This window comes from Sedimentitalea xiamensis, assembly GCF_030164465.1.
Lineage (GTDB): Bacteria > Pseudomonadota > Alphaproteobacteria > Rhodobacterales > Rhodobacteraceae > Sedimentitalea > Sedimentitalea xiamensis.
This window is the reverse complement of the sequence record NZ_JASNJE010000004.1, coordinates 59,475-71,942: the sequence shown is the minus strand read 5'-3', so window position 1 is coordinate 71,942 and position 12,468 is coordinate 59,475. Positions and strand designations below refer to the sequence as shown.

11 protein-coding genes are annotated in these 12,468 nt (G+C 64.9%); 3 read left to right on the top strand and 8 right to left on the bottom strand.

Annotated features, from left to right (window positions below):
• Window positions 1-120: 120 nt before the first annotated feature.
• Window positions 121-1,275, top strand: coding sequence for a cytochrome P450 (locus QO034_RS04705; RefSeq protein WP_284484348.1), 1,155 nt, complete (start codon window positions 121-123; stop codon window positions 1,273-1,275).
• Between the two features lie 78 nt (window positions 1,276-1,353).
• Window positions 1,354-2,037, top strand: coding sequence for a M48 family metallopeptidase (locus tag QO034_RS04700; RefSeq protein ID WP_284484347.1), 684 nt, complete (start codon window positions 1,354-1,356; stop codon window positions 2,035-2,037).
• Here the strand turns inward: QO034_RS04700 and QO034_RS04695 are convergent.
• From QO034_RS04695 to QO034_RS04680, 4 genes are all read right to left on the bottom strand, one after another.
• A complete protein-coding gene (locus QO034_RS04695; protein WP_284484346.1) occupies window positions 2,034-2,591 on the bottom strand; it encodes an RSP_2648 family PIN domain-containing protein in 558 nt (185 codons plus the stop codon). The two genes, QO034_RS04700 and QO034_RS04695, sit on opposite strands and share 4 nt — an antisense overlap.
• Window positions 2,588-3,796 (bottom strand): RSP_2647 family RNA methyltransferase, encoded by a 1,209-nt coding sequence (locus QO034_RS04690; RefSeq protein ID WP_284484345.1) that lies wholly within the window; start codon window positions 3,794-3,796, stop codon window positions 2,588-2,590. Before QO034_RS04690 ends, QO034_RS04695 begins: the two co-directional genes overlap by 4 nt.
• A gap of 96 nt (window positions 3,797-3,892) precedes the next feature.
• Complete coding sequence (locus QO034_RS04685; RefSeq protein WP_284484344.1) at window positions 3,893-4,165, bottom strand: hypothetical protein; 273 nt, start codon at window positions 4,163-4,165, stop codon at window positions 3,893-3,895.
• Window positions 4,162-6,951 (bottom strand): [protein-PII] uridylyltransferase family protein, encoded by a 2,790-nt coding sequence (locus QO034_RS04680; RefSeq protein WP_284484343.1) that lies wholly within the window; start codon window positions 6,949-6,951, stop codon window positions 4,162-4,164. The genes QO034_RS04685 and QO034_RS04680 overlap by 4 nt, the downstream gene beginning before the upstream one ends.
• Window positions 6,952-7,033: 82 nt before the next feature.
• Between QO034_RS04680 and QO034_RS04675 the strand changes: the two genes are divergently transcribed.
• Window positions 7,034-7,501 (top strand): YbaK/EbsC family protein, encoded by a 468-nt coding sequence (locus tag QO034_RS04675; protein ID WP_284484342.1) that lies wholly within the window; start codon window positions 7,034-7,036, stop codon window positions 7,499-7,501.
• A 249-nt stretch (window positions 7,502-7,750) separates the two neighbouring features.
• On the opposite strand, the gene QO034_RS04670 is transcribed toward QO034_RS04675, so the two are convergent.
• From QO034_RS04670 to nuoN, 4 genes are all read right to left on the bottom strand, one after another.
• Complete coding sequence (locus tag QO034_RS04670; RefSeq protein ID WP_284484341.1) at window positions 7,751-9,418, bottom strand: ribonuclease J; 1,668 nt, start codon at window positions 9,416-9,418, stop codon at window positions 7,751-7,753.
• 4 nt (window positions 9,419-9,422) lie between these two features.
• Entirely contained in the window at window positions 9,423-10,196 is a 774-nt protein-coding gene (locus QO034_RS04665) for a type III pantothenate kinase (protein ID WP_284484340.1), read from the bottom strand.
• A gap of 12 nt (window positions 10,197-10,208) precedes the next feature.
• Window positions 10,209-10,958, bottom strand: coding sequence for a biotin--[acetyl-CoA-carboxylase] ligase (locus QO034_RS04660; RefSeq protein ID WP_284484339.1), 750 nt, complete (start codon window positions 10,956-10,958; stop codon window positions 10,209-10,211).
• 64 nt (window positions 10,959-11,022) lie between these two features.
• A complete protein-coding gene (gene nuoN, locus QO034_RS04655) occupies window positions 11,023-12,462 on the bottom strand; it encodes an NADH-quinone oxidoreductase subunit NuoN (protein WP_284484338.1) in 1,440 nt (479 codons plus the stop codon).
• Between the last annotated feature and the right edge of the window lie 6 nt (window positions 12,463-12,468).

The window sequence follows — 12,468 nt, the reverse complement described above, 5'->3', positions numbered from 1 at the left end:
CAAAGTGGCAGTCTTGTGATCCCGGGCGCGCAAGGTTGGCGATCCGCTTCGGATATATCACGTCCCTGAAAAATTCAAACAGAGCTTTGCGACGCTCGCTCCGGGCGGTAGCGTGATCGCATGTCCAACGCTCCGATCACGGAAATCGACATCGCCGCGTTCACGGCGGACCCCTACCCCGACCTCGCCCGGATGCGCGCGGCCGCGCCGATCACCTATGTGCCGCAACTGGGAGCGACCCTGTTGACACGCCGCGACGACATCCATGTGCAGGAAAAGCGCACGGACGTGTTTTCATCGGAGCAGCCCGACGGCCTGATGACCCTGCTGATGGGGGAAAACATGATGCGCAAGGACGGCGTCGCGCATCTGGCGGAGCGCAGGATCCTGTTCCCTGCGGTCAGCCCGCGCACCGTGCAGGAACATTGGAAACCGGTTTTCGAGACCGCAGCAAACCGCGTGCTCGACCGTCTCGCGCCGCGCGGCGGCTGCGACCTGGTCACGGACTACGCCATGCCCGTATCGGCCGAAGCCTTGAAGGCGATCACCGGACTTGTACGGATGACGCCCGCCGAGATGGACGGGGCGAGCCAGGCGATGATCGACGGCTGCGCCAACTATGCCGGAAACGCGGATGTCACGCGGCGCTGTCATGCCGCGACCGCCCTGATCGATCACCATATCGACCTCATGCTGTCCGATCCGCCGCCAAGGTCGGCGCTGGCGGTGCAAATGCAGGGCGGGCTGGCCATGACCAGTATCCGGGCCAACATCAAGCTGGTGATCTCCGGCGGGCAGAACGAACCCCGCGACGCGATTGCCGGAACCATCTGGGCGCTGCTGTCGCACCCGGAGCAACTGGAACTGATCCGCCAGGGAATGGCCAGCTACGCCGATGCCTTTGCTGAATACGCCCGCTGGGTCAGCCCCATCGGCATGTCGCCCCGGCGCGTCGCGCGACGGGACACGGTCGGGGGCGTGACTTTCGAACCGGGAGACCGGGTGTTCCTGATGTTCGGTTCAGCCGGTCGGGACGAAGCGCATTTCCAGGCGGCGGACCGGTTCGACATCCGGCGCGACACCCAAGCGGCCATTAGTTTTGGCGCCGGCCCGCATTTCTGCGCCGGCGCCGCCGCCTCCCGGTGCCTGATTGCAGAGATCGCCCTGCCGCTGGCCTTCCGGCGCCTGAAGAACCTCCGCCTCGCGGGCGATGCGCCATTCTCGGGCTGGGCGTTTCGCGGTCCGACATCGGTTCCGGTGGCCTGGAGCTTGTGATCGCCTGTCCGGGAAGCGAACGCCTGGTCCGTCGGCGATCCGCTTGCCTGATCGTGGCCGCACCACCATATTCCTGTCATGCTGAAGTTCACGCCCATCCTGCTCGCCATTCTCTACGCGCTCGCCATGTATCGCTTTTCGGTCTGGCGGACGGCGCGGGAACTCGACGCGAGATCGACGGAACTGGCCGATCCGCGACTGAAGAGGCTGACCGACCGGCTGGCGGCCTCGCTCGATCTGGCCAGAATTCCCGTCTACATCTACGAGATAGATCCGGTGAACGGATTGGCCGCCCCGGACGGTCGGATTTTCATCACCCGCGGCTTTTACCGCAAATTCCAGTCCGGCGAAGTGACTGGGGAGGAACTGTCCAGCGTCATCGCCCATGAACTGGGCCATGTCGCGCTGGGGCACTCCCGGCGCCGCATGATCGACTTTTCGGGGCAGAACGCCCTGCGCACCGCATTGATGATGGTCCTGGGACGCTTCATCCCGTTCTTCGGGATCTGGATCGCCAATATGCTGACCTCGCTTCTGGCGGCGGGTCTGTCCCGGTCCGACGAATACGAGGCGGACGCCTATGCGGCCGCGCTGCTGACCAAATCCGGAATCGGGATCGACCCCCAGAAATCCCTGTTCCGCAAACTGGATGCGCTGACTCAGCAACGCGCGGGCATGGCTCCGGCCTGGCTGATGAGCCATCCCAAAACCGACCAGCGGATAGAAGCACTCGAAAAACTGGAAGCGCGCTGGCAGGCCTAGGGGCGCGGAGGGCCCTGGGTCAGCGCCTTTGCCAACCGTGGCAAACGCGCCTTTTTCAGAAGCGGGCGCATCGACCATTCGCCCCCGGAAAGACGGTTGGCCTGCGCAAGCACGGCTTGCGCCACAGTCGCGATACTGCCGGGAAACTGACTCCAGAGACCGTGCAGAAAAGTGTCCGGATCGATCCGTTCAAGGCCTTCTTCCGCCAGGATGTTGCGCGGGAAATCCCTTGCATTCAGCGTCATGATGGCATCCGCCGAACCGTCCACGGCCACCGCCAGAACATGCAGGTCGGCGGCGTCCGGCAACCAGAGCCGCGCCTCTGTTCCCGGCGCCGGGCGCAGTTCCGCGTCGGGCCAGGCCGCGCGAACCATCGCGATTTCCGCCCGCGCCTGGATTTCACCCTCCGGACCCAGCTTCACCGCCGCCCGCGCCCATTCATCGAGTATGCGGGCAGACCAGAGCGGGGTGAAATGGCCCGCCGCCGCTGCGCCAAGCACCATTTCCCGCATCACGGTCGGATAGAGAACGCAGGTGTCGATGACGATGTTCACAGGCGGAAGAACAGGGCCTTGAGATACCCGCTCTCGGCAAGTTGCGGCAGTTGCGGATGATCCGGACCGGCAAACCCGGTGTGAATCAGTTGTCCCTGACGGCCGGCGCGACCGATGCCGCGGGCGCAGGCGGCGCGAAAGCGCGCGAGATCTGCCGCGTGCGAACAGGAACAGAGACCGAGGTATCCGCCCGGTGCGACAAGACCCGCCGCCAGGCGCGCGACCCGTTCATAGGCCCGCAAACCCGCGTCGAGCGCCTGCTTGGACGGCGCAAAGGCGGGCGGATCGCAGATGACCACGTCAAAAACCGCGCCTTCCTGCCGCAAGGCCGTCATCACATCAAAGGCATCGCCTTGCCGCGTGGTCAACCGGTCCGCCGACGCCCCTGCCCTGGCGCCAAGTTCCGCCAGGGACAAGGCCGGTGCGGACCCGTCCACCAGGAGCGCGTGGCCAGCCCCGTTGGCCAGCGCCGCCAGGCCGAAACCGCCCACATGCGAGAACACGTCCAGCACCCGCGCGCCGCTGCTCAGGGCCGCGGCGAACCGGTGGTTCGGGCGCTGGTCGAAGAACAGGCCGGTTTTCTGGCCGCCGGTCACGTCCGCCATATAGGTCGCCCCGTTCATCGGAACCGGGATCGGACCATCCGGAGCCGTGCCCGCCAGCACGGCGGATGTTTCGTCCAGCCCTTCGAGCGCGCGGGTGCGCCCGCCCGCGTTCTTCAGGACGGTGGTGACGCCGGTCACGGCGATCAACGCCCCGGTCAGCAGGTCAAGATGCGTCTCGGCCCAGGCGGCATTGGGTTGCACCACGGCGAGATCGCCGAACCGGTCGACGACGACCCCCGGCAGACCGTCGGCTTCGGCATGGACCAGACGGTAGAACGGCGCGTCATAGACCCTTTCCCGCATCTCCAGCGCGTGCCGCAGCCGCGCCGAGAACCAGTCCCGATCCACCACCGCCGCCGGGTCTGCGTCGAGCATCCGGCAAATGATCCTGGACACGGGATTGACCGCCACCAGCCCGAGCGCCGCCCGGTTTTCGTCTTCGAGAACGGCCAGCGCCCCCGCAGACAGGGAACGGGTTCTTCGATCCGTCACCAGATCGCTCGCATAGACCCAGGGAAACCCGTGACGCAGACCGCGCGCATTGGTCTTCGGCTTCAGGCGGACACGAGGGCGGTCGTCGGGGGAAATGGACTGTGTCATGTCCTCCTCTTATCCAGAACCGTGCCGCTGGGAAAGCCTTGGTCCGACGCCACGGCACGGAACCAGCCTTTCCGGCGCTTGCCGGCCTTTCCGGCGTCAATCGCGGGGACGGGATCGCCAGCCGCCGCGCCGTCGCGGCGTGGCGACAGAGGTCAAACCGTCGCGCAGCACCTTCGTCATCGGGTGATCCGGCGCGGTCGCACAGTAGCGTTCGACCAGCAGGCGCAGCGCGGCGCCGGTATCCCGCCCTTCCGGCAGGCTCAGCGCCCAGTCCAGAAAGATCGACCGGCATTCGGCGCTGGAAATGCCGTCAATCCTGTAGGCTTCCTGAATCAACCCCTTCGGGTCCGTTCGCGGATCTCCCTTCATGGCAATCCTTCCGGTTCCAGAGCCGCTGAAATCACACCGACCGCCCGATCATAGCTTTGGCCCAGGGCGTCTTCCAGGGAATCGATGCTGTCATGGCCCGTGGTCCGGCACAGAAACGCCGCCGTTCCCTCGCCCATATCGGCCGAGTCCAGCGGATTGGAGGAAATCAGCCGAGCTGCCGCCTGCACCGACCAGTAAAGCTGGTAACAGTCCTGCAGCATTTCGGCGCTGTCTCGATCAAGCCAGCCGCAATCGACTCCGCCCCGCAGCCCGGCCGGAACGTCCCGCGCGGCGGAGCGCGACAACAGCGCCCCCGCCTGCGCGATCAGTTCCACATCCTGCATCCGGCCTGGCCCGGTCTTGGCATCCCATATGCCATCCGGGCTTTTGGCCGCGTCGATCCGTTCCCGCATCTCAGCGACTTCGCGCAGGACTTTGGCCCGGTCCCTGGGCGCGGACAGAACCGATCTGCGCAGGTCCTCGATATCCTGCGCCAGGTCGGACCGCCCGGCGATAACGCGCGCGCGGGTCAGGGCAAGGTGCTCCCAGACCCAGGCTTCGGTCCGCTGATAGTTCTGGAAACTGGCCCAGCTCGTCGCCACCGGCCCCTGGGTTCCGGACGGGCGCAGGCGCATGTCCACCTCGTAGAGCCGGCCCTGCGCCATGGGGGCCGCCAGCGCGGTGATCAGCGCCTGGGTCAGACGCGCGAAATAGGGCCGCGTCTGCAATGGGCGCGGACCATCGGAACTGTCCGTGTCCTCCGGATCATAGATCACAATGATATCCAGATCGGAGGCCGCGTTCAGCCGCCCCGCCCCGAGCGATCCCATGCCCAAAACCGCCGCGCCGCGTCCGGGTGGCGGGCCATGTTTTTCCGCGAATTGCGCCGTGACCACCGGCAAGAGGGCGGAAATGACCGCTTCCGCCAGTTCCGCATATTGCCGCCCGGCGGCCGTGGCGTCGATCAGGCCGCGCAGGTGATGCACGCCGATCCGGAAATGCCATTCCTTGTTCCAGCGCCGCGCCGCGTCCAGTTGGCCTTCATAGTCGCGTTCCGTGGCAAGCACCTGCGTCAACTCGGACAGCAAGGCGGCTCCCCCCGGCCAGTCCGAAAAGAAATCGCCGCCGATGACCGCATCGAACACCCCGGCGTTGCGGGCGAGATGGCTCGCCAGCGCCGGCGAGGTGCCGACGATATCGACCAGCAGGTCGATCAGTTGCGTGTTCGCTTCGAACAGGGAAAACAGTTGCACCCCGGCCGGCAGACCGGCCAGGAATCCGTCCAGCGACAGAAGCGCTTCTTCCGGCCGGGTCGTGCGGGACAGCCGGGACAGCAATTCCGGCCGCAGCCTGTCAAAGATGCGCCGCGCCCGTTGCGAGCGCAGCGCCGGATAGGTCGGCCAACGGGCCAGAACGCCCGAATCGAAAGCCTCGGGATCGGGCGTCTGCGACGCAGGAGGCGCAGCGTCCGGGGCAAAGAAGCCTTCGCTCAACTCGTGGACTTCGGTCAGGCGCCGGGTCAGGTCCGCGACAAGGCCGGCACTGTCCGTATCCATCAGGCAGGCGATCCGCTCCAGCCCTTCGGCCGATTGCGGCACCTTGTGGGTCTGGGCGTCGTTGATCATCTGAATCCGGTGTTCGACCTCGCGATGGGCACGGTAGTGTTCGGTCAGGCGGACAGCGACATCGCCCGGTATCCAACCCTTGCCCGCCAAGGCTGCAAGGCCGGGCACAGTGCCCCTCTGGCGCAGCTCCGTATCGCGCCCTCCGGCGATGAGCTGGCGGGTCTGGGTGAAGAATTCGATCTCGCGAATGCCTCCGCGGCCGAGCTTCATGTCGTGGCCCGGCACCACGAGCGCGCCGCCGAGTCCCTTGTTTTCCCGGATGCGCAACCGCATGTCATGCGCGTCCTGGATCGAAGCGAAATCCAGATGCCGCCGCCAGACAAAAGGCGTCAGGGCCGTCAGGAACTCCGCACCGGCCCTTTCGTCACCCGCCGCCGGGCGCGCCTTGATGAAGGCCGCCCGTTCCCAGGTGCGTCCCAGGCTTTCATAATAGCGTTCGGCGGCTTCGGTGGCCATGCAGACCGGCGTGACAGCAGGATCCGGACGCAACCGCAGGTCGGTGCGGAACACGTATCCTTCGGCGGTCCGGTCGCTGAGGATACTGCACATGTTGCGGGTGGCGCGAACCATCGCCTGCCGCACGTCGTGAAAGTCGTCCGGATCATGGCGCGTCTCATCGAACAGGCAGATCAGGTCGATGTCGGACGAATAATTCAGTTCATGGGCACCCATCTTGCCCATTGCCAGAACGATCAGCCCGCAGGCGGTGGCGATGTCGTCTCTGGTCTGTCCAGGTATCTTGTTGCGGCCCACCAGCGTGGCGATTTCGGACTTGATCGTCACATCGCACGCCAGACCCGCGAAATCGGTCAGAATCCCCGTGACCTTTTCCAGTGGCCAGACCCCGGACAGATCCGCAAGCGCGGTGATCAGCGCGACGCGGCGCTTGGCCTGGCGCAGTCCGGGTTTCAGGCTGTCCGGCGCCAGATCGCGGATGTCCGCGAAACAGGTCGCGACGGCGTCGTCGGGGTCGTCCGCCGCACGCACCAGCCAATCCGCCTCGCGCTGGATCAACCCGTTCAGAAAGGGACTGGAGCCGCCGGCACCCACGATCAGGTGGGCGAAATCGCCGTCGGCGCCGGGAACAGCAGCGAGAGCTTCGGCCCCAAGATCCGGATCGAAGGCACGAGGCAGACGGGTAATTGCGCGGATCAGGGACATGACCGTAGACTGAAACCCGGCACATGAATCGTCAATGCGTCTTCGTCTTGAAAGAAGACGGTTTTCTGCGCAAAGTGCAAAAATGAGCAAGAGCCTGAACCGCGTCCGCGCCGCGCTGCATGCAGCGGGGCTGGAGCCCGAGATACGCGAAACCGCGCTGGCCCGAACAGCGGCCGACGCCGCCGCGGCCTTGGGCTGTTCGGTCGATCAGATCGCGAAGTCGATCATTTTTCGCGGCGCAACAAGTGGCACGGCCCATCTGTTCCTGACCGCAGGCGGCAATCTCGTCGATGGCAACAAGGCCGCCGCGCTGGCAGGAGAAACCCTCGGAAAAGCCGATGCAAACCTGATCCGGGCGCAGACCGGTTTTGCGATCGGCGGCGTCGCGCCGGTCGGACACCTGTCGCCGATCCGCGCCTTCATGGACCCCAGGCTTGCGGATTTCGAGGTTGTCTGGGCCGCTGCAGGCACGCCGCATCATGTTTTTCCGATCTCCCCGGCCGATCTGGAGCGCATTTCCAGTGCGCAATACGCTGACTTCAGAAAATAGCCTGTCGCCGTTTGGCTTAGCGAACCACGGCGCCCGAAAGTCGGCCGAATATGCCGAACTGTTGCGGATGAAATGAGGTCTTTCAACCCGTGCTCAACAGGGCGTTTCTCGACACGCCCATCAGCACCGAGATCACACATGTCGATTCTGTTTTCGACATGGCCAGCGGAACATTCGGGGTCGAGCGTTCATTTGCCAATCCGGATTATCGAATGCCCTCCGGCCTGCGCTGTACGTTGAATTTCACAATCAGCGCAACCGGCTGATCACCACCGTCACTTCGGGCTTCTTTCCGATCTCGTTCTGGGCCGTCTTGCGCACGATGCGCCGCAGTTCCTCTTCCAGCGTATCGTCGTTCTTCAGCGTCTTCGCCTTGGCCCGTCCCAGGAACTGGCCGAGGTCCTCTTCAAGCACCTCGACCAGCGGCGCGCGCGAACTGCCGATCTCGCTCAGCCCGATCGTATCGCACCAGGGGTCGCCCAGGGGTTCGTCGCCTTCATCCAGTATGACGGTGACGGTCACATGCCCGTTCAACGCCATGCGGATGCGATTGCGCACCACCCCGTCCAGCGCGCCGATCTTGACCGTCCCGTCCAGATAGGTCCGCCCGGTTTCGACATATTCCGCGACGCTCGGCACGTTGCCCGACAAGTCGATCATCATGCCGTTCACCGCCACGACGCCCTGCATGCCCCGCGCCGTGGCGAGCTTCGCATGTTCGCGCAGATGGCGGTGTTCGCCATGCATCGGGATCACCATCTGCGGACGCACGATGTCATGCAGACGTTCGATATCCGGACGGTTGGCATGCCCCGATACGTGATACTTCCCATTGCTGTCATCCACGACATCGACGCCCTTTTCGCTGAACGCGTTCATCACCCGGATCACACCGCGTTCGTTGCCGGGAATTGTCTTGGAGGAAAACAGGAACAGGTCGCCCTCTTTCATTTCAAGTCCCTGGTATTTTCCCTGCGACAGCTGCGCACTGGCCGCGCGGCGTTCTCCCTGGCTGCCCGTCACCAGCAACATCAGGTTCTCGCGCGGAATATCCTGCGCCGCTTCCGCGCTGACCACGGTCGGGAAACCGCTCAGGACCCCGGTTTCCTGCGCCGCCTCGACCATCCGCCGCATCGCGCGCCCCATGAGGACAATCGACCGCCCGGCCCGCTGCCCCGCTTCGGCCAGCGTCTTCACCCGCGCGACGTTGCTGGCGAAAGTCGTCGCCACGACCATGCCCTGCGCGTCCATGACCAGTTTTTCGATGGCCGGTCCCAGGCTGTTTTCGGACCGCCCCGGATCCGGCGAGAACACGTTGGTGGAATCGCAGACCAACGCCCGCACACCGCCCTTGCTGACCTCGGCCCAGAGGTCCGGATCGAACGGTTCCCCCACCACCGGCGTCGGGTCGAGCTTGAAGTCACCGGAATGGATCACCCGCCCGTCAGGCGTGTCGATCACCAGCGCGGCGCTTTCGGGAATGGAATGGGAAATCGGCAGGAACCCGACCTGGAACGGCCCCGCCCTGACCTGCTCCGGCCAGGCCGAAACGGTGCGCACCGCAGTTTCCGGATGGCCCTGTTCCGTCAGTTTCCCCCGCGCGATATTGGCGGTGAAGGCGCGTGCATAGACCGGGACGGGCAGGTCGGAATAGAAATGCGCGATCGCCCCGACGTGGTCTTCATGCGCATGGGTGATGAAGATCGCGTCCAGCCGATCGGCGCGTTCCTTCAGCCACGTGATGTCGGGCAGGATCAGGTCGACCCCCGGAGTCCCGTCCATGTCGGGAAAGGTGACGCCCAGATCAACCAGGATGAACCGCTCCGCATCCGGTTTGCCATATCCATAGAGATAGGCGTTCATGCCGATTTCACCCGCCCCGCCGAGGGGCAGGTAGATCAGTCGTTCATTGCTCATGGGCTCAGCCGATATCCTTGTTGTATTTGTGTATCACCGTCAGGCCGTGCATCGTCAGATCCTCTTCCATGACGTCGAACAGGTCCGCGCTTTGCTGAAACAAGGGTGCCAGCCCGCCGGTCGCCACGACGGTCATCGGCCGGTCCCGCTCCGCCTTGATACGGGTGCATATCTCACGCACCAGCCCGACATAACCCCAAAAGATGCCCGACTGGATGCAGGCGACCGTATTCGTGCCCACAACCTGCTGCGGCACCGAAATATCCACATGCGGCAGCGCCGCCGCCGCCATGTGCAGCGCCTCGAGGCTCAGGTTGACGCCCGGCGCGATCACCCCCCCGATATAGGCCCCGTCCTGGGACACGACGTCAAACGTGGTCGCGGTGCCGAAATCGACAACGATCAGGTCGCCGCCGTGGCGGTCGAATGCGCCGGCCGTGTTCACCAACCGGTCCGGGCCGACCTGCGTGCCCTCGTCCACCCGAGGCGCGTGGGGAAGCAGGCAATCCGGCTTGCCGACAACCAGCGGACGGCAGCCAAAGAACCGGTCGGCGAAGACCCGGAGGTTGAACACCACGCGCGGCACTGTCGAACTGATGATCACATCGGTGATATCGGCATCGATCCCATAATGTTTGACCAGCGTCGAATACCAGGTGAAATAGGCATCCGCGGTCCGCGCGTGATGGGTCGACGTGCGCAGCGTGCAGAGGAACGACGTTCCGTCCCAGATCGAGAAAACCGTGTTGGTGTTGCCGCAATCGATTGCCAGGAGCATACCGGCCTCCGTTCAGAAAAAGACATCCGCCGCCGCGATCGCGACGCGGCCCTTGGCGGTATTCAGGATGAGGTTGCCACTCGGATCAACGGTCTCGAAGGTGCCCACCGTTTCGGACGCCACCGTTCGGGCGGTGACGACTTCGCCAAGCCGGGCGGCGCGGGCCAGCCAAAGCGTCCGGATCGGTTCAAAGCCATGGGCGAGGAACCGGTTCTCATGGCCAGCGTAGGCCGCCGCCAGATGCATCAGGAATCGTTCCGGGGCCACCTTGACGCCGGTTTCCCCGAACAGCGACACCGGTCGCACGGCCGCCGCCTCCACGTCTTCCGGCTCCGGGGCGGCGGCGAGGTTGACCCCGACCCCGATCGCCAGATGGGCCAGCGATCCACCCTGTCCCGCGCTTTCAAGAAGGATGCCCGCCAGCTTGCCCCCATTGACCAACACGTCGTTCGGCCATTTCAAGGTCAGGTCGCAACCCGCACCGCCGACGGCCTTGCAGGCATCATGGAGCGCCAGTGAGGCGACAAAACTCCGCAATGCCGCGGTTCCCGCCGGCTCTTTCGGGAACAACACCAGCGTCGCCGCCAGATTGCCCCCGGTATCGACCCAGGCCCGCCCCCTGCGCCCCCGCGCCGCCGTCTGGCGATGCGCGAGGATCCACTCCGGACCCGACAGGCCGTGCGCGATCCGCGCCGCCTCGTTCAGCGTGGAATCCACTTCGTCCAGAATGCGCAGGCCGTAGCCTTCGGGCCATTCGCTCATGGCTTCATCTTTGCGGGAAATACTCCCCCCGGAGGGTCGGTCGGCCATGTGCCCGGCGCCGGCCTCAGTTGACAAGCGTCGCCGCCGCCGCCGCCGCCGCGTTCTCCACGCCGAACATGTTGATGATACCCAGCAGCATTACCGCGGCGGATGCCATCAGGAAGCCCCAGAGCACCGGCGACCGCGACTTGTCCAGCGCTTCGCCATCCTCGCCGAAATACATGTAGAACACGATCCGCAGGTAATAGAACGCGCCGATGACCGAAGCGATCACGCCGGCCACCGCAAGCCAGGCCAGCCCGCCCTCATAGGCCGCGCGCAGCACGTAGAATTTCCCGAAGAACCCGAGCATCGGCGGCACGCCGGCCAGCGAAAACAGCAGGATCAGCATGGCCAGTCCCTTGCCGGGCTCGCGCTTGGCATAGAGGTTCAGCGCCGCGATATCGGTCACCGGCTGCCCGTCCCTTTCCATCATCAGGATAAAGGCAAAGGTGCCGACGTTCATCGTGACGTAGATCGCCATGTAGATCAGCATCGCCTGGACACCAAAGGCGGTGCCCGCGGCCAGCCCCATCATCGCAAACCCCATATGGGCGATCGATGAATAGGCCATCAGCCGCTTGATGTCGCGCTGCCCGATGGCGGCGACGGCGCCAAGGAACATCGACAGCACCGACAACAGCGCAATCACCTGCTGCCAGTCCGACACGGTCTGACCGAATGCATCATGCAGGACCCGTGCGAACAGCCCCATCGCAGCGACCTTGGGCGCGGTCGCGAAGAAGGCCGTCACCGGCGTGGGCGACCCCTGATACACATCCGGCGTCCACATGTGGAACGGCACGGCGCTGACCTTGAACGCCATGCCCGAGATCAGGAAGATCAGGCCGAACAACAGACCCAGCGATACCTCCCCGTGCTGCGTCGTCTGGATGATGCCGGAAAACAGCGTCGTGCCCGTGTAACCATAGACCAGAGACGCGCCATAAAGCAGCAGCCCGGAAGACAAGGCCCCGAGCACGAAATACTTCAACCCGGCTTCGGTCGATTTCACGCTGTCCCGCCGCAGCGAGGCCACCACGTAAAGCGCCAGGGATTGCAGTTCCAGCCCCATGTAAAGCGCCATCAGGTCGCCGGCACTGACCATCATCATCATGCCGACCGCGCTCAGGGCCACCAGCAGGGGGTATTCGAACCGCAGCAAACCGCGCCGCGCCATGTATTCCTGGCTCATCAGCAAGACCGCGCCCGCCGACAGCAGGATCGCGACCTTGGCGAAACGGGCGAAACCGTCATCCACGAACATGCCGCCGAACGCGACATTGGTGCCGCCGGCCCGGCTGGCGATGAACACCGCCAGCACCAGCATCAGCCCGGATGTCGCCCAGACCAGCAGCGGCGCCATCCTGTCCTTGCCGGAGTAGACCGCCCCGAGAAGCGCCAGCATGGCGAACACGGCCAGAACGATTTCCGGCAGGATTATGGTCAGATCAGCCTGGATCATCTGCCC